The organism is Streptomyces sp. NPDC046805 (genome assembly GCF_040645355.1).
Classification (GTDB): domain Bacteria; phylum Actinomycetota; class Actinomycetes; order Streptomycetales; family Streptomycetaceae; genus Streptomyces.
The window spans coordinates 44,590-66,615 of the sequence record NZ_JBEYYC010000027.1 but is presented as its reverse complement, the minus strand read 5'-3'; the positions used below and the strand labels follow the sequence as shown (position 1 = coordinate 66,615).

General features: G+C 71.6%; 16 protein-coding genes. 7 read left to right on the top strand and 9 right to left on the bottom strand.

Going from position 1 to position 22,026, the window contains the following annotated elements:
• Window position 1: 1 nt before the first annotated feature.
• Window positions 2-865, top strand: coding sequence for an SDR family NAD(P)-dependent oxidoreductase (locus ABZ910_RS26445; protein ID WP_361369470.1), 864 nt, complete (start codon window positions 2-4; stop codon window positions 863-865).
• Window positions 866-963: 98 nt separating this feature from the next.
• Here ABZ910_RS26445 and ABZ910_RS26440 read toward each other — a convergent pair whose 3' ends face one another.
• Genes ABZ910_RS26440 through ABZ910_RS26425 form a run of 4 tightly spaced genes read right to left on the bottom strand, consistent with a single transcriptional unit; the run spans window position 964 to window position 3,188 of the window.
• Window positions 964-1,362, bottom strand: a complete 399-nt coding sequence (locus ABZ910_RS26440; protein WP_361369468.1) for a MaoC/PaaZ C-terminal domain-containing protein — start codon at window positions 1,360-1,362, stop codon at window positions 964-966.
• Window positions 1,359-1,745 carry a MaoC family dehydratase N-terminal domain-containing protein gene (locus tag ABZ910_RS26435; RefSeq protein ID WP_361369466.1) on the bottom strand — a complete coding sequence of 129 codons (387 nt, stop codon included), beginning with the start codon at window positions 1,743-1,745 and terminating at the stop codon, window positions 1,359-1,361. The genes ABZ910_RS26440 and ABZ910_RS26435 overlap by 4 nt, the downstream gene beginning before the upstream one ends.
• Window positions 1,742-2,878, bottom strand: a complete 1,137-nt coding sequence (locus ABZ910_RS26430) for a thiolase family protein (RefSeq protein WP_361369464.1) — start codon at window positions 2,876-2,878, stop codon at window positions 1,742-1,744. Before ABZ910_RS26430 ends, ABZ910_RS26435 begins: the two co-directional genes overlap by 4 nt.
• Entirely contained in the window at window positions 2,871-3,188 is a 318-nt protein-coding gene (locus tag ABZ910_RS26425) for a hypothetical protein (protein WP_361369462.1), read from the bottom strand. Before ABZ910_RS26425 ends, ABZ910_RS26430 begins: the two co-directional genes overlap by 8 nt.
• A gap of 242 nt (window positions 3,189-3,430) precedes the next feature.
• On the opposite strand from ABZ910_RS26425, the gene ABZ910_RS26420 reads away from it, so the two are divergent.
• The 5 genes from ABZ910_RS26420 (at window position 3,431) to ABZ910_RS26400 (ending at window position 10,984) form a co-directional block, all read left to right on the top strand.
• Window positions 3,431-4,546 carry an acyl-CoA dehydrogenase family protein gene (locus ABZ910_RS26420; protein WP_361369460.1) on the top strand — a complete coding sequence of 372 codons (1,116 nt, stop codon included), beginning with the start codon at window positions 3,431-3,433 and terminating at the stop codon, window positions 4,544-4,546.
• A gap of 15 nt (window positions 4,547-4,561) precedes the next feature.
• Window positions 4,562-5,770 (top strand): acyl-CoA dehydrogenase family protein, encoded by a 1,209-nt coding sequence (locus ABZ910_RS26415; RefSeq protein ID WP_361369458.1) that lies wholly within the window; start codon window positions 4,562-4,564, stop codon window positions 5,768-5,770.
• A gap of 46 nt (window positions 5,771-5,816) precedes the next feature.
• Window positions 5,817-7,490, top strand: coding sequence for an AMP-dependent synthetase/ligase (locus tag ABZ910_RS26410; RefSeq protein WP_361369457.1), 1,674 nt, complete (start codon window positions 5,817-5,819; stop codon window positions 7,488-7,490).
• A 41-nt stretch (window positions 7,491-7,531) separates the two neighbouring features.
• Window positions 7,532-8,746, top strand: a complete 1,215-nt coding sequence (locus tag ABZ910_RS26405) for an acetyl-CoA C-acetyltransferase (RefSeq protein WP_361369455.1) — start codon at window positions 7,532-7,534, stop codon at window positions 8,744-8,746.
• 66 nt (window positions 8,747-8,812) lie between these two features.
• Window positions 8,813-10,984 carry a 3-hydroxyacyl-CoA dehydrogenase NAD-binding domain-containing protein gene (locus ABZ910_RS26400; RefSeq protein ID WP_361369453.1) on the top strand — a complete coding sequence of 724 codons (2,172 nt, stop codon included), beginning with the start codon at window positions 8,813-8,815 and terminating at the stop codon, window positions 10,982-10,984.
• A gap of 47 nt (window positions 10,985-11,031) precedes the next feature.
• On the opposite strand, the gene ABZ910_RS26395 is transcribed toward ABZ910_RS26400, so the two are convergent.
• The 5 genes from ABZ910_RS26395 to ABZ910_RS26375 form a co-directional block, all read right to left on the bottom strand.
• A complete protein-coding gene (locus tag ABZ910_RS26395; protein ID WP_361369451.1) occupies window positions 11,032-13,281 on the bottom strand; it encodes an LLM class flavin-dependent oxidoreductase in 2,250 nt (749 codons plus the stop codon).
• Window positions 13,282-13,364: 83 nt separating this feature from the next.
• Window positions 13,365-14,837, bottom strand: a complete 1,473-nt coding sequence (locus tag ABZ910_RS26390; RefSeq protein ID WP_361369575.1) for an MFS transporter — start codon at window positions 14,835-14,837, stop codon at window positions 13,365-13,367.
• 215 nt (window positions 14,838-15,052) lie between these two features.
• Entirely contained in the window at window positions 15,053-16,171 is a 1,119-nt protein-coding gene (locus ABZ910_RS26385; protein ID WP_361369449.1) for an MBL fold metallo-hydrolase, read from the bottom strand.
• A 56-nt stretch (window positions 16,172-16,227) separates the two neighbouring features.
• The gene (locus tag ABZ910_RS26380) at window positions 16,228-17,358 is read right to left on the bottom strand and encodes an NAD(P)-dependent alcohol dehydrogenase (protein WP_361369448.1); all 1,131 of its coding nucleotides are present in this window, start codon (window positions 17,356-17,358) and stop codon (window positions 16,228-16,230) included.
• Window positions 17,359-17,397: 39 nt separating this feature from the next.
• Window positions 17,398-18,903: an aldehyde dehydrogenase family protein gene (locus ABZ910_RS26375; protein WP_361369446.1), complete on the bottom strand. Its 1,506-nt coding sequence runs from the start codon at window positions 18,901-18,903 to the stop codon at window positions 17,398-17,400.
• Window positions 18,904-19,117: 214 nt separating this feature from the next.
• On the opposite strand from ABZ910_RS26375, the gene ABZ910_RS26370 reads away from it, so the two are divergent.
• The gene (locus tag ABZ910_RS26370; RefSeq protein WP_361369445.1) at window positions 19,118-21,874 is read left to right on the top strand and encodes a LuxR family transcriptional regulator; all 2,757 of its coding nucleotides are present in this window, start codon (window positions 19,118-19,120) and stop codon (window positions 21,872-21,874) included.
• Window positions 21,875-22,026: the final 152 nt, after the last annotated feature.

Below are 22,026 nucleotides of genomic sequence, written 5' to 3'. Positions count from 1 at the left end.
CATGGCAGGAGTCGACGGACGAGTGATCGCTGTCACCGGAGCGGGGGGCGGCCTCGGCCGCGCGTACGCGCTGCTGCTGGGCCGCGCCGGGACCAAGGTCGTCGTCAACGACCTCGGCGGGGCGCGGGACGGCAGCGGGAGCGGCAGCGCGGCCGCCGACGCCGTCGTCGCGGAGATCACCGAGGCGGGCGGCCAGGCGGTCGCCGACCACAGCAACGTCGCCACCGAGGACGGCGGCGCCGCGGTGGTGCAGCGCGCGCTCGACGCATTCGGGCGCATCGACGGTGTGGTGGCCAACGCGGGCATCCTGCGCGACGCGTCCTTCCACAAGATGACGGCGGAGAGCTGGGACGCCGTACAGCGGGTGCACCTGTACGGCACCTATCACGTAGTCCGCGCCGCATGGCCGTATCTGCGCGAGCAGCGTCACGGACGCGTGGTGGTCACCACCTCGGCCTCGGGCCTGTACGGCAACTTCGGGCAGGCCAACTACGGTGCGGCGAAGGGCGCTCTGGTCGGCCTGATCAACACCCTCGCGATCGAGGGCCGCAGGTACGGCATCCTGGCCAACGCCATCGCGCCGATCGCCGCGACCCGCATGACCGAGGACATCGCCTCGCCCGAGATGCGCACCCGCCTGGACCCCGCGCATGTCGCACCCGTCGTCGGCCATCTGCTCTCGGACGAACTCACCGACAGCGGGCTGGTCGTCTCCGCCGGCGGCGGAGAGGTGCACCGGGTGCGGCTGTACCAGAGCAAGGGCGTCACCTTCAGCGAGGTGCCGACGCTCGGGGAAGTCGCCGGGCGCTGGGGCGAGATCACCGACCTGGACGGCGCCGTACCGGGCACCAACCCGGTGGGCTGACAGCGCCCGCCGCGCGCGGCAGCCCATGCTCAAGGCCCTTGGGGGACATCTCCCAAGGGCCTTGACGCGTAGGCCGCGTACGGCCGGCTACCGCACGGTCAGCCGTCCACCTCGACACGAACGCGCGTCAGTACGGCCTCACCGCGCTGGTTGACCACCGACGCGTCGATGCGGGTGCGCCCCTCCTCGCTCGCCGCCACGGTTCCGGTGACGGACACGGTGTCTCCCGGGCGGACCATGGCCGCGAACCGCACACCGATGCGCCGTACCTTCGACGCCTCGCCCGCCCACGCGGTGACCGCGCCGCTGAGCAGCCCGAACTGGAGCATGCCGTGTGCGATCACCCCGTCCAGACCGGCAGCGCGGGCCGCGGCGGCGTCCAGGTGAAGGGGGTTGTGGTCACCGGACGCGTCCGCGTACCGCCGGATCATCTCCTCCGTGATCTCCACGGAGAGTCCGGGAAGTTGCTGACCGGGCGTCAGCTCGGCGGCCCTCATCGGATCACCAGCAGCATGCGGGAGACACACACCGGCCGCGATCCGTCTCCGGTGACCGCTGTCTCGATCATGACCATCCGCTTGTCTCCCTTGTTCACGTCCTCGACGATCCGGCCGCTCGCCACGAGCGCCTCGCCCTCGCGGGGGTGGTCGGTCCAGGTGAACTCCTGCTCTCCGTGGAGCGCACGGGACAGGTCGATGCCGAGCGCCTCGTCGGCGAGCACCTGCGGCATGGTCGCCGCCAACGTGTACACGGCGGCGAACGCCGGCGGCACTCCCAGCGCCGGGTCGGCAGAGGTGGCCGCGGCGAACGCGGCGACCCGGTCGGCATCGACCGAGGTGACGACCGGCGGATACGCCGGCTTCGCGGTTGTGTCGGTCATGAGGGGTCCTCTCGGATGTAGACCTGGGTCACGCACACCGGGCCGGCGCCCACCAGATGGCACAGGCCCACCCGGTCCGAGGCCACCGTGCGCATCCGGCGCACCGTCTCCCACACCTGGGCCACGCCGGTCGGGGCGCCGGGGTGCCCACGGGCGATCAGCCCGCCGTCGGTGGAAACCTCGGGCAGGCCGAAGCGGGCGCGTGAGCCCGGCCCGAAGGCGCCCTCCAGCAGCAGCTTCTCGGTCTCCCCGGGCTCGGTCAGGCCGAGCTGTTCGAGGTAGACGAGTTCCTCGACGGCGAACGCGTCGTGGACCTGCACGAGGTCCAGGTCCCGCGCCGTCACCCCGGCGGCCCGCATGGCCTGCATGGCCGTGTGCCGGGTCAGTTCGGGGGCCGCGGCGACGACGCCGTCCAGCACCTGACGCGGTGCGTAGCGCTCGGAGCACAGCGCGCTGGCGGCGAGCCGTACGGCGGGGCGGCCGCCGTGCGTCGCCCGGGCCCGGTCCGAGCACAGCACCACGGCGGCGGCCCCCTCGCCCCACGGCGTGCACATCATGGAGGTGAACGGGTCGGCGACCGTACTGGCGGCGAGCACCCGTTCAGTCGTGACCGGCTCCGCTGCCTGCCGAGCCGCGTAAGGGCTCTGCCGGGCGTAGTTCCAGTTCTTGGCGGCCACCGCGGCCAGATGCTCGCGGGTCGTGCCGACTTCGTGCATACGGCGGCGCGCCCACAGTGCGAAGGACACCGCGGGCGGACGGCTGCCCTCGGCCGCGATCACCTGCTCCAGCGGTATGTCGACCTCGGGCGCGTCGTATCCGAGGACCAGCGCGACATCCGCCCGGCCGGACTCGACGGTGCGCATCGCGGCGTCGATCGCCGCAAGGCCGGTGGCCGAGGCGTTGACGACGTGCTGCACGGGGATGCCGGTCAGGCCCAGTTCGCGGGCGACGATCGAGCCACGAGGGCTGAGCGGGTGTCCGGCTCCGGCGATGAGCGTGTCGACGTCCGCGAAGGACAACCCCGCGTCGGACAGCGCGGCCTGGGCGGCCTCGGCGGCCAACGCTCGGGCGGTTCCCGGCCCGTGGCCGGTGAAGCGGGTCATGCCCGTTCCGGCGACGAAGACCTCAGTCACGGCAGAACCTCACCTCGGTGATCGTGGCCTCGTCGGACTCAGCCTCGCCGTGGTAGCGGGCGCCGATCTCGTACGGGCCGTCCCCGAGCCGCACTTCGATGCGCACGCTGTCGTACGGCGCGTCCAGGTCGATCAGCCCGTAGCCCGTTCCGCGGTGGACCGTCCAGCTGTAGAGCGTCCCGCGGGCCGGCACCAGGACGGGCTCGCACGGCCGCAGCGAACCGTCGGCGGCGAACCGGCGGGGGCCCACGTACACCTGGCCGGTGCCCGGATCGCGCGATCCGGCCAGGGTGGGTACCGCGGCCGTCACCGGGCGCTCCGGGGTCCGTGATCTCGCGCATCGCGCATGACTGGCTCTCCTCACGTCGGCGGCCGAACGGCCGCTTCCTCCTTGGGAGATCGACGCTATGAGCAGCAACCTTTCCGCAAGATGTCAGAGCTCCGGCTTCCGTTGCCCAGGTTCACGCGCCGGTGTGACGCTCCTGCCACGGCCCGATCGGGCCGGTTTCCGCGTCGCAGCGGTACCCGCGCGATGCCGAGGAAGGACGCCCCATGACGATGTACACGGACGAGCACGCCGCGTTCCGTGCCGCGGTCCGCGGACTGCTGGAGAAGTCCGCCTCCAGCTCGGCGGTACGCGCGGTCATCGACGGCCCTGACCCCTACGACCGGACGCTGTGGCACCGGCTCACCACCGAGGTGGGCCTGACCGGCCTGGCGGTGGGCGAGGACGACGGCGGCAGCGGCATCGACCTGGTCGCCCTGGCGGTGGCCCTGGAGGAGGCCGGGCGGGCCAACCTGCCCGCCCCCCTGCTGTCCACGACGCTCGCCGCCTTCATCCTGGAGTCGGCAGGACCCGGCCCCTGGCGCGAGGAACTGCCCGCACTCGCCCACGGCGAACGGGTCGCCGCGGTGCACCTGGAGGCGCCGGGCACAGAGTCCGGGACCGGCCCGGTGCGCATACAGGACGGCAAGGCGAGCGGCACCCTGTCGTACCTCGTCGACGGGGACGCCGCCGACCTGGCGGTGATCGCCGGCCCCGAAGGCGGCCTGCTGGTCGACCTCCGCGAGCCCGGCGTGCGCAGGGCGCCACTGCACACCATGGACCTCACCCGCGGCCAGGCCCGGATCGTCCTCGACGACGCCCCGGTGCGCCCGATCCACCCCGCCGACCCCACCGACTGGCACACCCGCGCGGTCGCGTACGCGGCCGTGCTCGCCGCCGCCGAGCAGATCGGTGGCGCCGAGCGCTGCCTGGAGATGTCCGCGTCGTACGCCTCGCAGCGCTACCAGTACGGCCGCGCCATCGGCTCCTTCCAGGCCGTGAAACACCTGTGCGCGAACATGCTCATCGAGCTGGAACTGGCCCGCTCGGTCTACTGGAACGCCCTGGCACTCGCCGCGGGCCTGCACGGCGACGTCGCCCGCGACGAGCTCACCGACGCTGCCGCCGCCGCGAAACTGGCCTGCTCGCAGGCGTTCACGCAGATCACCTCCGACACCATCCGGGTCCACGGCGGCATCGGCTTCACCTGGGAGCACGACGCCCACCTCTACTTCCGCCGCGCCCGCGCCACCGCCCGGCTGTTCGGCACCGCCGACGCGTACGCCGACCAACTGGCCGCCCACGCCGGCCTCGGTGCGGCTCCCCGGCCCCAACTCCCGTGAAGGATGCGTTCATTCATGAGTGACCATCAGCCTGACCTCGCCGCGTTGCGCGACCGGGCCGCCGCGTTCTTCCGTACCCACGGGACCCCGTTGGGCGCCGCGCCCAGCCGCACCCGTGAGCCGGACGCCTACCTCACCGCGGCCCGCGCCCACCAGCAAGCCCTCTACGACGCCGGGTTGTCGGGCATCACCTGGCCCGAGGAACACCACGGCCTCGGCCTCAGCGCCGCCCACGAGACGGCGTTCGAAGAGGCCGCCCAGGACTACGAGGCGTACCGGGACGTGTTCACCATCGGCCTGGGCATGTGCGGCCCCGTCCTGATGGCCAAGGGGACCGATGAGCAAAGGCGCCGCCACCTCGGGCCCATGCTGCGGGCCGAGCACCTCTGGTGCCAGCTCTTCTCCGAGCCGGGCGCGGGCTCCGACCTGGCCGCGCTGTCCACCGCCGCCGTGCGGGACGGCGACACATGGGTGGTGAACGGTCAGAAGGTGTGGACCAGCTTCGCGCACCACGCCGACTACGGGCTGCTGCTGACCCGTACCGACCCGGACGCCCCCAAGCACCGCGGCATCACCATGTTCATCCTCGACATGCACGCCCCGGGCGTGACCGTGCGGCCGCTGCGGCAAGCCACCGGGGACGCCGAGTTCAACGAGGTGTTCCTGGACGGCGTGCGCATCCCCGCGGAGAACCTGGTGGGCGAGGTCAACGACGGCTGGCGGGCGGCCACGCTCATGCTCGCCAACGAGCGGCTTGCCCTGCGCAACAACCCGATCAGCTCCGGCCTCGACCTCGACGCCGTGGTGCGGCTCATCCGGGGGCGCGGCCTCACCGGCGACACGGTGCTGCGCAAGCGCGTCGCCGACGCCTACGTGGCACAGCTCGGCGTGCGGCTGTTCGCCGAGCGGATCGCACGAGCGGCGAGCACGGGCAGCGATCCGGGACCGCTCGGCTCGGTCGGCAAGGTCGCCGCCTCCCGCGCGGCACGCGGCCTGGCCACCCTCGCCCTGGACGCGGCCTCGGAGGAGGCCCTGGCCTGGGACGCGGACGATCCGCAGGGCGACATATGGGCGCACGGCGAACTCTTCGCGCCCTCCCTGTCCATCGCCGGCGGCACCGAGCAGATCCAGCTCACCGTGCTCGGCGAGCGAGTGCTGGGGCTCCCGCGCGATCCGCAGGGCGACCGGGACACCCCGTTCCGGCAACTGCGACGCAACCCCTGAAACGCGCCCGTGCATGCGTTCGCCCCGCACCCCCGGATGGAATGTGATGACCGATAGCGACAGCACCACCCCCACCACTCTGTGCGCGGCCTTCCAGGCCACAGCCGCCCGCCACCCCGAGGCTGTCGCCCTGCGCACCCCGGGGAACGCCGTCACCGTGACCTGGGCCGAGTACGCCGACCGCGTCCGTGACACCGCCGCGGCGCTGGCCGCACTCGGCGTCCGCCGTGGTGACACCCTCGCGCTGATGATGACCAACCGCCCCGAGTTCCACTTCCTCGACACCGCGGCCCACCACCTCGGAGCCGCCCCCTTCTCCGTCTACAACACCGCCGCGCCCCAGCAGATCGCCCATGTGCTGCGCGACGCGGGCTGCCGTATCGCCGTGTGCGAGGAGCAGTTCGCTGCGCTGCTGACCGAGGCCTGCGCGGACACCCAGGTGGAGCGGGTGCTGTGCGTGGACGGAAAGCCCGACGGCACGCTCCCGCTCGACGAGGTCGTCGCCGACCCGGACTTCGACTTCGACGCGGCCTGGCAAGCCGTCCACCCCGACGACCTGCTCACGCTCATCTACACGTCGGGCACGACCGGAGAGCCCAAGGGCGTCGAACTCACTCACGGCAGGATGCTGTTCACCGTCGAGGCGGCCAACCAGGTGATCGAGGCCGGGGTCGACGACCGCATCGTCTCCTTCCTGCCCGCGGCGCACGTCGCGGACCGGTTCGCCTCGCACTACCTGCCCTCCGTGCACGGCACACAGGTGACCTGCCTGGCGGATGCCCGGCAACTGCCCTCCGTACTCCCCGAGGTACGGCCCACCGTGCTCGGCGCCCCTCCCGGCTTCTGGCGCAAGATCATGGAAGCGCTGACCTCATACGCTCCACAGGAACCGGACTCGCGGCGGCTGAGCGCGGCCGCGGGCCTGGACGCGGTCCGGTTCGCCTTCGCCGGAGCCGCGCCCATCTCCGACGAGATCCTGGACTTCTTCCACCGACTGGGAGTACCGCTCGGCGATGTCTGGGGCATGTCGGAGATCGGCGCGCCCGGTGTCATGCAGCCGTCGGGGGCACACCGCCGGGGCACCGCGGGCAAGCCACTGCCCGGCCTTGAGGTCACCCTGGCCGAGGACGGCGAACTGCTGATCCGCGGCGGCTCGGTGATGCGCGGCTACCACAACAAGCCGGAGCTCACCGCCGAGGCCCTGGACGCCGACGGCTGGCTGCACACGGGCGACCTCGCCGAGGTCGACGACGACGGCTACGTCCGCATCGTCGGCCGCAAGAAGGAACTCATCATCAACGACCGCGGCAAGAACATGTCGCCCACGGTCATCGAGGACACAGTGCTGGCCTGCTGCCCGCTGGCGGAACACGCCGTCGTCATCGGGGACGGCCGCAAGTACGTGGTGGCGCTGATCGCCCTGAGCCCGCCGGTGGCCGAGGACTTCGCCAAGCAGCACGGGCTGCCGGCGGACCCCGCCGTACTGGCCGCCGACCCCCGTCTGCGCGCGGCGCTGGAGGAGGGCGTGGCACAGGCTAACGCCAAGCTCTCACGGGTGGAGCAGGTCAAGAAGTTCGCCGTCCTCCCCGAGTACTGGACGCCGGGCAGCGATGTGCTCACCCCCACCCTGAAGGTGCGCCGCGCCCCCATCGCACGGCGCTACGCCGACCGCATCGAGGCCCTCTACGCCGACGACCGCTCCATCGGCGCGGTGGGCTGAGGCACCCGGAACGACGATCCCGCCCCCGAAAGGCTTGTCCATTGAGTACCGAAGCGTATGTGTACGACGCGATCCGCACCCCGCGCGGCCGCGGCAAGGCGAACGGCGCCCTGCACGGCACCAAGTCCATCGACCTGGTCGTCGGCCTCATCCACGAGCTCCGCGGCCGCTTCCCGGACCTGGACCCGGCGGCCATCGACGACGTGGTGCTGGGCGTCGTCGGCCCGGTCGGCGAGCAGGGCTCCGACATCGCCCGCATCGCGGCGCTGGCAGCGGGCCTGCCGGACACCGTCGCCGGAGTGCAGGAGCACCGCTTCTGCGCGTCCGGCCTCGAGGCCGTCAACCTGGCCGCCGCCAAGGTCCGTTCGGGCTGGGAGGACCTCGTCCTCGCCGGCGGCGTCGAGTCCATGTCCCGGGTCCCGATGGGCTCCGACGGCGGCGCCTGGGCCGCGGATCCGATGACCAACTTCGTCACCGGCTTCGTGCCGCAGGGCATCGGCGCCGACCTGATCGCCACGATCGAGGGCTTCTCGCGCCGGGATGCCGACGAGTACGCGGCGCTCTCGCAGGAGCGCGCGGCCACGGCCTGGAAGGAGGGCCGCTTCGACCGCTCCGTGGTCTCGGTGAAGGACCGCAGCGGCCTTGTCGTCCTGGACCGCGACGAGCACATGCGGCCGGGCACGACCGCCGATTCGCTCGCCCGGCTGAAGCCGTCGTTCGCCGGCATCGGCGAGCTGGGCGGGTTCGATGCCGTGGCGCTGCAGAAGTACCACTGGGTGGAGAAGATCGACCACGTGCACCACGCGGGCAACTCCTCCGGCATCGTGGACGGTGCCTCGCTCGTCGCGATCGGCTCCAAGGAGGTCGGCGAGCGCTACGGACTTACCCCCCGCGCGCGGATCGTGTCCGCGGCGGTCTCCGGTTCCGAGCCCACGATCATGCTCACCGGGCCCGCGCCCGCCACCCGCAAGGCGCTGGCCAAGGCCGGGTTGGCGATCGACGACATCGATCTGGTCGAGATCAACGAGGCGTTCGCGGCGGTCGTGCTGCGGTTCGTGAAGGACATGGGCCTGTCCCTGGACAAGGTCAACGTCAACGGCGGCGCCATCGCGCTCGGCCACCCGCTCGGCGCCACGGGCGCGATGATCCTCGGCACGCTCGTGGACGAACTGGAGCGCCAGGACAAGCGCTACGGCCTGGTCACGCTGTGCGTGGGCGGCGGCATGGGCATCGCGACGATCGTCGAGCGCATCTGATTCCCGGCGGGATCGGCACAGCCAACGGCATCAGCCGTACCAGATACTTCTACTGGAGACCGCGTCATGACCGAGAGCACCACCATCCGCTGGGAACAGGACGACACCGGTGTCGTCACTCTTGTCCTCGACGACCCCAACCAGTCCGCGAACACCATGAACGAGGCCTTCAAGGCCTCCCTCGAAGCGGTCGCGGACCGCCTGGAGGCCGAGAGGGAATCGATCCGGGGCGTCATCGTCATCTCGGCCAAGAAGACCTTCTTCGCCGGCGGCGACCTGCGCGACCTGATCGCGTTCGGCCCGGAGCAGGCTCAGGAGGCCTTCGAGGTCGGCCAGGGCATCAAGCGGAACCTGCGCCGCATCGAGACCCTGGGCAAGCCGGTCGTCGCCGCGATCAACGGCGCGGCGCTCGGCGGCGGTTACGAGCTGGCCCTCGCCTGCCATCACCGCGTCGCCCTCGACGACGCCGGCTCGCGCATAGGCCTGCCCGAGGTCACGCTCGGCCTGCTCCCCGCGGGTGGTGGAGTCACGCGTACGGTACGGCTGTTGGGCGTGACCGACGCGCTCCTGAAGGTCCTGCTCCAGGGCACTCGGTACACGCCCCGAGCGGCCCTGGCGAACGGCCTCGTGCATGAAGTGGCCGCCACCTTCGAGGAGTTGCTCACCAAGGCGCGCGCCTTCATCGACGCCCACCCCGAGTCGCGGCAGCCCTGGGACGTCAAGGGGTGCGAGATTCCCGGCGGGACCCCGTCGAACCCCACGTTGGCCACCACACTGCCGGCCCTTCCGGCCGGACTGAAGAAGCAGTTGGGCGGCGCTCCCTACCCGGCCCCGCGCAACATCCTCGCCGCGGCCGTCGAGGGCTCCCAGGTCGACTTCGAGACCGCGCAGGTCATCGAGGCCCGTTACTCCGTGGAACTGGTCACCGGACAGATCGCCAAGAACATGATCCAGGGCTCCTTCTTCGACCTTCGGACCGTCAACTCCGGCGCGAGCCGCCCCAAGGGCATCGAGCCCCGCCGGGTCCGCAAGGTCGCCGTCCTCGGCGCCGGGATGATGGGCGCGGGCATCGCCCACTCCTGCGCCCGCGCCGGCATCGAGGTCGTACTGAAGGACGTGTCGATCGAGGCCGCGCGGAAGGGAAAGGCGTACTCCGAGGGCCTGCTCGCGAAGGAACTCGCGCGCGGTCGTACGACCGAGGCCGAGCGGGACGAACTCCTGGCCCGCATCACCCCGGCCGCCGACCCTCAGGCCCTCGCGGGCTGTGATGCCGTGATCGAGGCGGTGTTCGAGGACCCCTCCCTCAAGCAGAAGGTGTTCCAGGAGATCGAGGACGTCATCGCGCCCGACGCGCTGCTGTGCTCCAACACCTCCACACTTCCGATCACCCTGCTCGCCGAGGGCGTCGAGCGTCCCCAGGACTTCATCGGCCTGCACTTCTTCTCGCCCGTCGACAGGATGCCGCTCGTCGAGATCGTCAAGGGCGAGAAGACCGCCGACGAGACGCTGGCCCGCGCCTTCGACCTGGTCCGGCAGATCAAGAAGACCCCGATCGTCGTCAACGACTCCCGCGGCTTCTTCACCTCCCGCGTCTTCGGCCAGTTCCTCAACGAGGGCGTCACGATGGTGGGGGAGGGCATCGCCCCTGCGTCTATCGAACAGGCCGCGGCCCAGGCCGGCTACCCGGCCAAGGTGCTGTCCCTGATGGACGAGTTGACCCTCACCCTCACGCGCAAGGTCAACGAGGAGAACCGACGCGCCGCCGAGACCGCGGGCGGTACGTGGGAGGCGACGCCGGCCCATGCGGTCATCGTCCGGATGATCGACGAGTTCGGCCGCACGGGCCGCAGTGGGGGAGCGGGCTTCTACGACTACGTGGACGGCAAGCGGACCGGGCTGTGGCCGGGGCTGCGGGAGCACTTCGCGAAGCCTGACGTCGAGGTGTCGTTCGAGGACATCAAGGAGCGGCTGCTCTTCTCCGAGGCCCTCGACGCGGTGCGCTGCCTGGAGGAGGGCGTGCTCACCTCGATCGCCGACGCCAACGTCGGCTCGATGCTCGGCATCGGCTTCCCCGGCTGGACCGGCGGCGTCCTGCAGTACGTCAACGGTTACGAGGGCGGCCTGCCCGGCTTCGTGGCCCGCGCCCGCGAACTCCAGGCAGCGTACGGTGACCGCTTCGCGCCGCCGGCGCTGCTGCTGGAGAAGGCGGAGAGGGGCGAGAGCTTCACCGACGCCTGACGGTACGGTAGTTGACGCCAGGGTGCCGCTGGAGAGCGGCCCCGTGGTCATGCCTGCGGGGCCGGCTCGATCGGGAAGTTGTGCCGGAAGATGTTGCGCGGGTCGTACTGCGCCTTGACGCGGCGCAGCCGGGCCAGGGTGGCCGGCGGGAAGGCGTGCTCCAGGGCGTGGGCGTCGGGGTGGGATTCGAAGCTGAGGTAGAGCGCGTCCGAGCCCAGCCCCTCCCATGCGGCGGCGACCTCGGCACGTCGCGGGGAGCCTTCCACGACCGAGATCGCGAAGTTCCGGTCCCGGTGGGCGAATGCGGTCGCGGCGGGATCGATGTCGGCGACGGCACCGCCGACGGAGCGTATCTGCATGGTCCGGATGTGGCCCCTGGTGAACAGGTCCGCCACCATGTCGACCGTCGTGTCGTCCAGGTGCGCGACCAGGGCTGAGCGGCTGTGGTGCAGGGCCTGCCCGTGGTGCGCGTTGTGATGAGGGGCCAGTACGGCGGCGTACGGGACCAGTTGGGCCTGCTGCTGTACGACGGGGGTCAGGTTCAGGAACGGCCGGATCGCCTTGGCGGCGGCTTCGGTGTCGTCGTTCGCCCACATGATCAGGGACTGGCTGAAGAGCGGCCCGTTGCCGGGGCTCGAGTGGACGGAGAGGAACGCGGTCAGCTCGCGTGGGCTCTCCTCTTGGAGGCGGCCCCAGTTCCTGAGGAACTCCCGGGTGTCGGGGGCATCGTGGACGATCACCACCCAGACGACGTCGCCGATCTCGGCGGCCTCGATGTCGAAGGAGGTGACGACGCCCATGTTGGCGCCCGCGCCGCGCAGCGCCCAGAACAGGTCGCTCTCGTGCTCGGCGTCGGCGCGCACGATCCTGCCGTCGGCGAGCACGACCTCGGCGCCTGTGACGTGGTCGATGGTCAGCCCGTACGAGCGGGACAGGAAGCCGACGCCACCGGTGGTGGCCAGGCCGCCGACGCCCACGTCGCCGTAGTCGCCTGAGCTGATCGCCAGGCCGTGCGGGGCCAGCGCCGCGGCCACGTCACCCCAGAGCGCGCCCGCGCCGACCCGGACCAGGCGCCTGGCACGGTCGATGATCTCGACGCCGTCGAGGCGGCCGAGGTCGATGAGGATGCCGCCGTCGTTGGTGGAGTGGCCGCTGATGCCGTGCCCGCCGCTGCGTATGGCGAGGGGCACGTCCTGTCGCTCGGCGAACAGCAGCGCCTCGGAGACCTGCCCGGCGGTGGCGGGGCGCAGGACCAGGCCCGGGGTGCCGGACCACACGTAGGAGGAGCGGATGCGGTCGTAGCCGCGGTCGCCGGGCTCGACGGCGTCCATGGCCAGCGACGCGGGCACGTCGTCGTAGGCGATGCGGGGTTCCCGCAGGGCGAGGGCGGCCTCGGGGCGGACGGGCCCGGTGGTGGTGCCGGCCGCCCGGCGCTCCTTGGCGACGGCCTCGCGCAGGGCGGGGGCGGTCTCCTGGGCGAAGCCCAGCAGAGCGTTCGGGTCGTCGCCGCCGAGGATGAAGAGGCTGAAGCCGTCCTCGAGGACGAGCGGGAGCAGTTGGTCGGCCCACTGCTCGGGAGTGCCGCGCAGATCGCGGGTGGTCATGAAGTTCAGCAGGCGGCGGATCTCCCGCGGGTCGCGTCCGGCCTCCCGCGCGGCCTCGTCGATGATCCTGTTGCCCTTGGTCAGGTCCTCGAGGGTGGCGTACCCCAGACTGGGCAGCCAGCCGTCGGCCTTGGTACCGGTCAGGCGCAGCATCCTCGGCTTGTAGGCACCGAGCCAGACCGGTATGTCGTGGGCCGGGGCCGGGCCGCGCTTGGCACCGTCGACCGGGTGGAAGTCGCCGTGCACACGCAGGGGGGTGCGGTTGTCGCTGTCCCAGATGCCGCGCATGACGTCGATGGCCTCGCTCAGCGCCTGGACACGTTCGCCAGGGGCCAGGTTCCGGCCGCCCATCGCCTGGATCGCCTCGAAGAACGCGCCCGCGCCGAGCCCGAGTTCGATACGGCCGCCGGTGAGAAGGTCCAGGCTCGCGAGGGAGCGGGCGAGCACGGCGGGCCGGCGCAGCGGCAGGTTGAGCACGTTGCCGGAGAGATGGATGCGCTCCGTGCGAGCCGCGACGTAGCTGATCAACGTCCAGGTGTCCAGGAAGCCCGGCTGATAGGGGTGGTCCTGGAAGGTGGCCAGGTCGAGTCCCGCCCGCTCGCTCAGCTCCGCCAACTCCACTACGGTCTCCGGCCGCCCGGCGTGCGGAGTGATGAAGGAGCCGAACCGCAGGTCGTGTCCGTAGTCGGGCATGGTTGTTCCTCCAGGTTGTGGGGATGGTGGTGCGAACGGCCGGTCAGCCGACGTCTGTTGCGGGGTGGCGGTACGGCGCTGGGTCACGGCGTCGCGGAGTTGCCTCGCCGGGCGTGCCGACCGTGGGACGGCCTGGAATCCTCCGCCGGCCCTCCCGCCATGCGCAGCGGCACCTCTCTGATGGCCAGGACCGCGAGAAGGGAGAGGACCACAGCCGGGGCCATGTACAGGAACAGGTCAGCGAGACCGTGCCCGTACGCGGCCTGGCGTCCGGCGCCTTCGGTGGCGTAAGCGGCGATCCGGTGAGAGAGGACGGCGCCGAGGACGCCCAGGCCGAGCGCGCCGCCCAGAGAGCGGAAGAACGACACGGACGAGCTGGCGGCGCCCAGGTCGCCGGAGGTCACCCGGTTCTGCACGGCGAGGACGAGGTTCTGCTGGGTCATGCCGACGCCCGCACCCACCAGCAGCATCCCGACGGCGAGCTGCCAGTACGCGGTGTCGTACCGGTCCGTGCCGAGCAGCGCGAGGCCGACGGCCAGGGACGCGCTGCCCGCGACGAGGAAGACCTTCCAGTGGCCGGTACGAGTGATCAGCCGACCGGAGCCGGTCGAGCCGATCAGCAGGCCGACGATCATCGGAAGGGTCGACAGGCCCGCCGCGGTGGGGCTTTGCCCGCGTGCCATCTGGAAGTACTGGCTCAGGAAGGTCGGCACACCGAACATCGCCATGCCGATCAGCAGGCTGGCCGCCGCGGAGAGGCTCACGATGCGGTCGCGGAACAGCCGCAGCGGAATGATGGGTTCGGCCGCCCGGGCCTCCACCGCCACGAACAGCACGGCGAGCACGACCGCACCGCCCGCCATGACGGCGGTCTGCCAGGACAGCCAGTCGTAGGCGTCACCCGCGAAGGAGACCCAGATCAGCAGCAGCGAGACCGCCGCGGTGATGAGGGTGACGCCGGCCCAGTCGACGCGGACCTCGTGACTGCTCGCCGGCAGGTGGAGGGTACGGCGCAGGACGACGAGGGAGGCGAGCGCGATGGGGACGCTCACGAAGAACACCCAGCGCCAGCCGAGCCAGGAGGTGTCCACGATGAGGCCGCCGACGAGCGGGCCCGCGACGGTGGCGAGGGCGAGGACGGCTCCCAGGTAGCCGGAATAGCGCCCGCGTTCCCGCGGCGGAATCATCGCCGCCATGATGATCTGGGCCAGCGCCATCATGCCGCCGCTGCCGATGCCCTGGATCACGCGGGAGACGAGCAGCATCTCCGGGTTCTGGGCGAATCCGGAGCCCAGGGTGCCGAGGGAGAAGACCAGCAGCGCGATCTGCACCAGGGTCCTCTTGCTGGTCAGATCGGCCAGCTTGCCCCAGACCGGGGTGGCGACGGTGGCCGCGAGCAGGGTGGCGACGACCGTCCAGGTGTAAACGGTCTGGCCCGCATGGAGCGCGCGCATGATAGTGGGCAGGGCGGCCGCGACGATGTTGGCGGCCAGAACCGCGACGAACATGCCGGGCAGTAGCCCCGCAAGCGCCTTCGTCACCTGCCGTTGGTTCATGGGTGGTTCGGGGCCGGGGCGGGGTGCGGCGGCATCGGTGGCCGGGGCGGCGGGTTCGGGGGTGGTGCATCTGGTGGTCACCCGAGGACTGCTTTCTCTTCTGGGCACCCGAGCACTGCTCTCTTCGCGGTGCGGGGACCGGAGTGTGACGGGGCGACGCGGGTCCCGAGGCGAAACTCGGGACCCGCGCCGCCCACCGGACTGTCGGGGAACCGTCAGTAGACGAAGTCGAACGGCGCCTCGGGGTCCTTGCCCACGTATCCGTGGTGGGTGCGCTCCAGGCGGACGGACTCGACGATCGTGTGCGCGTGGTACTTCGTCATCGAGGTGGCACCGGCGAGGCGGTCGGCCCAGGTCTCGCCGTTGGAGCTGACCTTGTTGAGTACCTTGCCGGTCACGTAGTTGGCCATGGCGTTCAGCCAGTTCTCGGCGCCGACCCAGGAGTAGTCCCAGCCGCCCGACTGCATGTAGATCGAGAGGGGCTTGGTGACCTTCACGACCTCCCAGGCGAGGTCGAGCATGTCGTTGAAGTACTCCCGGGCGGCCTCGACGTCCTCACGGGTGCCGTAGCGGGTGAGGTGACCGGTGATCAGGTAGTCGAAGTCGTACTCGAGGATCTGGTCGTGGGCCTCCAGCCAGCCGCTGATGTTCTCCGAGGCGTCGGCGTGGAAGAAGGGCGACTGTCCGGGGCTGAGGATGTCGATCTTCGTGAGGACCCGGTGCCGGGGTGCGTTGATGAAGATGTTGCCCGGCGTGTGGTTGGCGCCCTTGTAGGCCAGTTCCAGGAGGACCCCGCCGATGTTCAGGGTCAGCTCGTCGACGAAGGTGCGCGTCGGGACGGGGCGCTGCGGGTCGGGGAAGCGCTCCAGGAGCTCCTTGGTGATCGCGTGGGCGATGATCTCGACGTCCGGCCCGAACATGTCCGCGGCGCCGATGTGGTCGGAGTGCCAGTGACTGTAGATCACGTGGGTCACGGGCTTGTCCGTGACCTCCTTGATGGCCTTGAGGAGGTTGGCGCCGAGGTTCGGCGGGGCGTCGATGGCGATGACGCCCTCGCTGCTCACGACGAAGGCGCAGTCGTAACCGCCGTTGGTCACCCAGTAGAAGCCGTCGTTGAGCTCCTGGACGAGGTAACCCTTTGCCTTCAGCTCCGGGTTGAGGCGGGCGCCCAGGGAACTCTTGGGCGCGATGATGTTGTCCTCGGGCTTCTGGTAGGGGAAGCCCCAGGCGCCCAGGTCGTAGACGTCGCCGAGTCCCTCGACGTGGATCTTCTCCTGCGGGCGGTCGTTGCGGAAGGAGCCCTTGATGTTGCTGGTGTCGTTGTTGTTCGACAAGGCAGTACTTTCTCTTCGGGAAGTGTCGGCGGGGGACGGGACCAACTGGTCTGTGGTCACCGGTTTTTCGCCGCGCTGCCGATGCGCAGCACCGGCTTGACGGCGGTTCCCCGCCGGGTGTCGTCGACGGCCTGGTTGATGTCGTCGAAGTCGTAGAAGCTGAGAAGACGGTCGAAGGGGAACTGTCCGGACCGGTACATCTCGATCAGCTGGGGAATGAAGAGCTGCGGGACCGCGTCGCCCTGGACCGCGCCTCGTACCGCGTTGCCGCCGGCGAGCTTCAGCAGTTCCAGTTCCGCCGTGGCGCCAGGCCTGGGTGAGCCGACCAGGACGAGGGTGCCGCGCCGGGCCAGTGCGCCGAGCGCCGAGGCGACGACGACGGGCTGGGCGGTCAGGTCGACGACGGCGTCGACGCCCCGCCCGTCGGTGAGGCGGCGGATCTCCTCGGTCAGATCCTGTTCGGCGCTGTTGACGGTGTGGGTGGCGCCCAACTCCAGTGCGGTCGCCAGGCGTTCATTGTTGATGTCCGCGCCGATGATCGTGCTCGCTCCCGTGGCCCTGGCGGCCATGACGGCGGCGAGGCCGACGGTGCCGGTGCCGATGACGGCGATGGACTGGCCGCGTTGCAGTCCGAGTGTGTTGAGCACGGTCCCGGAGCCGGTCTGCAGGCCGCAGCCGAGCGGGGCGAGGATCTCCAGGGGGATGTCCTTGGGCACCTTGACCGTGTTCTGCTCGGTGACCAGGGCGTAGGTGGCGAAGGACGACTGGCCGAAGAAGTGGGCCAGGACCGGTTCACCCGAATCGCCCTCCGCCCGGTGCAGACCGCGGGTGCCGTCGAGCCGCGCTCCGCCGAAGTTCGCCGCGAACGCCCGCTCGCAGTACGACGGTTGCGCGGACAGGCACTGACGGCAGTGGCCGCAGGCCTGGAAGGACAGCACCACATGGTCGCCGGGTGCGACGGAGGTCACGGACTCACCGACCCGTTCGACGACGCCCGCGCCCTCGTGGCCGAGGACATAGGGCAGCCCGACCGGGAAGGCCTGGTGCTGGATGTGCATGTCGGTCTGGCAGATGCCACTCGCCTCGATGCGTACGAGAATCTCGTCCGGACGCGGCTCGTCGATCTCCAGCTCCTGCAAGGTGAAGGGGCCGCCCTTCTCCTCGACTACCGCTGCCTTGACGCGCATGACGGGTTGTTCCTTCCGGTGCGATGGGGGGTGTTGGCGTCAGTTCGCAAGGGGCGGGGCGATGTGGACGTACGTCTTGGTCTCCTGGAACTCCGCGAGACCGCGCCCGCCGCGCAGCCGTCCGGTGCCGCTCTGCTTGTAACCGCCTTCCTCGAAGCGGTCGTTGACGACGGCCCAAGTGTTGGTCCAGACGGTTCCGGCCTTGATCTCGCGGGAGATCCGGCGGGCCCGGTCCACGTCCCGGGTGAACACGGCGGCGGCGAGCCCGAATTCGGTGGCGTTCGCCTTCCTCACGGCCTCGGTCTCGTCGTCGAAGACCTCGAAGGTCACGACCGGGCCGAACACCTCCCTCTGCACGATGTCCGTGCCGGTGTCCTCGACCTCCAGCATGGAGGGGCGGTAGAAGGCGCCCTCGGCGAGCGGCCCTTCGGTGACGGGGCCGCCGCGCACGAGGGTCTTCGCGTACGTGCCCGCCTCCGCCACCATCGCGTCGACCCGCGCGACGGCGGCACGGTCGATGAGCGGGCCCATCTGGCTGGCCGGGTCCTCACCGGGGCCGACCGCGACATCGGCGAGCTGCCTGCGCAGCCGCTCGCGCAGCTCGTCGGCGATCCCGCTCTGCACCAGGACGCGGGAGCCGGTCATGCAGAACTGGCCGCCGAACGTGGTGACGGCCGCCACCAGGAGGGGCACCGCCGCGTCCAGGTCGGCGTCGTCGAAGACGACCATCGGAGTCTTGCCGCCCAGCTCCAGGTTCAGCCGCTTCAGGGTCCTGGCGCCGTTCGCGGAGATCGTCCGGCCGGTCGTCGTACCGCCGGTGTAGCTGATGAGGTCGACGTCCGGGGACTCGACGAGCAGTTGGGCGCCGCCGTTGCCGGAGTCGGTGAAGAAGTTGACGACACCGCGCGGCAGCGAGGCCGTCTCCTCGACGATCCTCTGCACGAACGCGCCGGTGAGCGCGGTCTGCGCGGGCATCTTGACCGCGGCCGTGTTGCCGGCGGCCAGCGCCGGGGCCAGCGAGCGGATCAGCAGGGCCACCGGGGAGTTCCACGGCACGATGATCCCGGCCACGCCGATGGGCTCGGCCAGCGTCTGGAAGTACACGCCGGGCTTGACCTCGGAGGCGGATCCGGCGTCGCTGAGGGCCAGCCCCGAGTTGTGGCGCAGCGTGTTCGGCGCGCTGGAGACCTCCATGGTCGCCTCGCGCAGGAGCTTGCCGTTCTCGCGGGTCAGCAGGAGGGCCAGCTCTTCCGAGTGCTCCTCGAAGTGTTCGGCGAGCTCGAGCAGGGCGCGGGAGCGCAGGGCCCGATCGCGCGACCACGTCGTCGCCTCGAACGCCTCCCGCGCGGCGGTGATCGCCGCCTGCGCCTCGTCCCGGCCCCCCGCGTAGAAGTCGCCGAGCGCGCTGCCGTCGGCCGGGTTGTACGAGGTCGCCGTCCGGTCGGAGGCGACCCACTTGCCGTCGATCCAGTGGCGGGCGGGCCCGCGTCCGGCGCGGTCGGCCTCCTCGCCCGCCGCATCCGGGGATCGTGCGCTGTCCGTCATGTCTGCCATCTCCTTGCCTGGGCTGATCCACAAGCTATGAAGCGGGGGCAGGCCACGGCATCGGGGAACTCCGCAGTGATGGCGTGCGGAGGTGGGGTACGTACCGACGGCACACCACGCGGCCCGAGTCACACCGCTGGCCCCACATCCGAGAGGCGGCTGCAGGGGCCGAGCACGACGCCCCGAGCTGCGAGGTTGTCGTACGGTCAACGGTGTGAAACTGATCGGACGACTGGACGAGCAGGCCGCCGTCAACCGTGTGCTGGAGGATGTGCGCGCGGGACGCGGAGGGGCCCTGGTGCTACGCGGCCCCGCCGGGATCGGCAAGACGGCGCTGCTCGACCACGCGGCTTCCTCCGCCGAAGGCCTGCAGGTCCGCCGGGCCGCGGGCGTCGAGTCCGAGTCGGCCTTCGCCTACGCCGGCGTGCAGCAGCTCGCCGCGCCTTTCCTGGACGCGAAGAACCTCGCCACCCTGCCGCACCCCCAGCGCGAGGCCCTGGAATCCGTCTTCGGTCTGCGCCCAGCCGCTCCCACGGGCCGCATCCTGGTCGGCCTGGCCCTTCTCACCCTGCTGTCGAACGCCGCCGCCACTGTCCCCCTCGTCTGCGTCGTGGACGACGCGCAGTGGCTGGACCCGGAGTCCGCCGAGACCCTCGCCTTCCTCGCCCGCCGCGCCCGGCCCGAGGCGATCGCGCTGTTTTTCGCCGTACGCGGGCCCCGGGCCGGCGCACCCACGGCACCCTTCGACGGACTCGACGAGCTGCGCCTGGACGGGCTCGCCCCCGACGCGGCCCGCGCGCTCCTCGACGGTGCCGCACCCGGACCGGTCGACGCGTACGCCCGCCGCAGGATCGTCGCCGAGGCGGCCGGTAACCCCCTGGCCCTGCTGCAGATCACCGCCGAACTGTCCGCCGACCAGCTCGCCGGGCGCCGGCCGCTGCCGCAGGCACTGCCCCTCGGGGACCGGCTCGCACGGTCCCTGACCGGCGTGGTGCACGGCCTGCCCGAGGCCACCCGGCTCCTCCTGCTGACCGCCGCCGCCGATCCCACCGGTGACGAGGCACTGGTCCGCAGAGCGGGCACCGCCCTGGGAGCGGACCCCGATGCTCTCGGCGCCGCCGAGGAACGCGGCCTGATCACCCTCACCGGCCGGCTCGGCTTCCCGCATCCCCTGCTGCGCGCCGCCCTCCTCGCCGACGCGCCCGCGCAGGAACTGCGCCGCGTGCACCGCGCCCTCGCCGACGCCACCGACGGGGCCGCGGCCCCCGACCACCGGGCCTGGCACCGCGCCGCCGCCGAGCCCGGCCCCGACGAGGAGATCGCGGGCGAACTCGCCGACGCGGCGGTGCTTGCCCAGCGCCGAGGCGGGCTGTCCACCGCCGAGGCGTTCCTGCGCCGCGCCGCCGAGCTGAGCACCGAGCCGTGTCGCCGCGCCGAGCGCCTGTTCAGCGCCGCCCAAGCCGCTATGGCCGCCGGCGCCCTGGACTCCGGCGCCATGCTGCTGGAGCGGGCCGAGCAAGAGCTCTGCACCGACCCCCGTCAGGAGGGCCGCGCCCCGCTGCTGCGCGGCCTGCTCGCCCTGCTGCGCGGACGGGGAAGCGATGCGGCGCCCCTCCTGGGCGCGGCCGCCCGTGCCCTCGAACCCCGGCAGCCGGGCCGCGCGCAGTGGGCGCACCTGCTGGTGTTCCAGACGTACGTGCACGCCGGCCGCTACGCCCCTGCCCAGGCCCTCGCGGACGCCGCACGGGCGGCGAGCGCCTCCCCGAGGTCGGCTCGGCCGACCGTGCGGGAACTGCTCCTCGACGGGTTCGCCGCGCGGTTCACCGATTCCCCCGCGGCGGCGGCCCCCCTCCTGCGCCGGGCCATCGAGGAACTCCCGCCGGAGCAGACCGGACCCGAACTGGAGATGGCCCTGTACGCGGCGGTGGAGCTGTGGGACGACCGAGCGTCGGAGGTCCTGTCCGAGCAGCACCTGCGTCTGACCCGCACCCTCGGCGGTCTGGTCCTGATGCCGCTCGCGCTCAGCGCCCGCGGCGAGTCGGAACTTCTCGCGGGACATCTCGCCGAGGCTCAGGTGCTGTACGCGTCGGTGCGGGAGATCGCCCAGCTCACCGGCAACCCGGGCATCATCGGCACCGTGCCGCCGGGCGAGGTGATGGTCGCGGCACTCCGCGGCGACGAGAACAGGGCCCGTGATGTCGCGGAGTCGGTCGTCGCCCACGCCGTCGAACACCGCCTCGGCGGCCTGGCGGACGCTGCCGCGCACGGCCTCGCCATGCTGCACATCGCCGCCGGGCGCTACCCGGAAGCTCTGGGACATCTGCGCTTCGCCCTCGACGTCCCGCACTCCTTCGTCTCCACCGCCGCCCTGCCCGACCTCGTGGAGGCGGCCGCACGCGCGGCACAGCCTGACCTCGCCGAGAGCGCCGCACTCCGTCTGGCGGAGTCGACCCGGGCGAGCGGCACCCCTTTCGCTCTCGGTATCGATGCGAGGACCCGTGCCGTGCTCGCCGAAGCGGCGGGTGCCGAGGCCAGCGAGGTCGAGGAGGCGTACGCCGCCGCGGTCGGTCATCTGCGCGAGACGCGTGCCGTGGTCCACCTGGCCCGAGCACACCTGCTCTACGGCGAGTGGCTGCGGCGACAGCGCCGACGCCGTGAGGCACGTGAGCGGTTGCGGATCGCGCACAAGCTCTTCGACTCGATCGGTGCCAAGGGGTTCGCCCGACGGGCGAGCGCCGAACTCGAGGCGACGGGCGAGCACGTGCGCCGTGAACCCTCAGCGGCGGACACGCTGACCTCTCAGGAGGCTCGAGTCGCCCGGCTCGCTGCCGAGGGCGCCTCCAACCCCGAGATCGCCGACCAGCTGTACGTCAGCCGACGCACCGTCGAGGCCCACCTGACGAAGATCTACGCCAAACTCGGAGTCAGCTCCCGCACCCAGCTGGCCCGCCACATGCCGCTCGGCGGCTGACGGCGCACTCCCGCGGCCGCCCGCGGGGCAGAACCGCGCTGCCGTGCGGGGCGGGGGAAGCGTCGGCGTTGTCCACCGGATGAACTCCGCGATGTCCTGGGCAGCGGCCGGCAGCAGAGGAGCCGGCTTGCGCACGCTTCGACCGACTCCGA

Excerpts from the sequence above, each read along its gene's own strand:
- ABZ910_RS26445 (WP_361369470.1), top strand. The coding sequence starts at position 2 with ATGGCAGGAGTCGACGGACGAGTGATCGCTGTCACCGGAGCGGGGGGC.
- ABZ910_RS26440 (WP_361369468.1), bottom strand. The coding sequence starts at position 1,362 with ATGAGGGCCGCCGAGCTGACGCCCGGTCAGCAACTTCCCGGACTCTCC.
- ABZ910_RS26435 (WP_361369466.1), bottom strand. The coding sequence starts at position 1,745 with ATGACCGACACAACCGCGAAGCCGGCGTATCCGCCGGTCGTCACCTCG.
- ABZ910_RS26420 (WP_361369460.1), top strand. The coding sequence starts at position 3,431 with ATGACGATGTACACGGACGAGCACGCCGCGTTCCGTGCCGCGGTCCGC.
- ABZ910_RS26415 (WP_361369458.1), top strand. The coding sequence starts at position 4,562 with ATGAGTGACCATCAGCCTGACCTCGCCGCGTTGCGCGACCGGGCCGCC.
- ABZ910_RS26410 (WP_361369457.1), top strand. The coding sequence starts at position 5,817 with ATGACCGATAGCGACAGCACCACCCCCACCACTCTGTGCGCGGCCTTC.
- ABZ910_RS26400 (WP_361369453.1), top strand. The coding sequence starts at position 8,813 with ATGACCGAGAGCACCACCATCCGCTGGGAACAGGACGACACCGGTGTC.
- ABZ910_RS26395 (WP_361369451.1), bottom strand. The coding sequence starts at position 13,281 with ATGCCCGACTACGGACACGACCTGCGGTTCGGCTCCTTCATCACTCCG.
- ABZ910_RS26390 (WP_361369575.1), bottom strand. The coding sequence starts at position 14,837 with ATGAACCAACGGCAGGTGACGAAGGCGCTTGCGGGGCTACTGCCCGGC.
- ABZ910_RS26380 (WP_361369448.1), bottom strand. The coding sequence starts at position 17,358 with ATGCGCGTCAAGGCAGCGGTAGTCGAGGAGAAGGGCGGCCCCTTCACC.
- ABZ910_RS26375 (WP_361369446.1), bottom strand. The coding sequence starts at position 18,903 with ATGACGGACAGCGCACGATCCCCGGATGCGGCGGGCGAGGAGGCCGAC.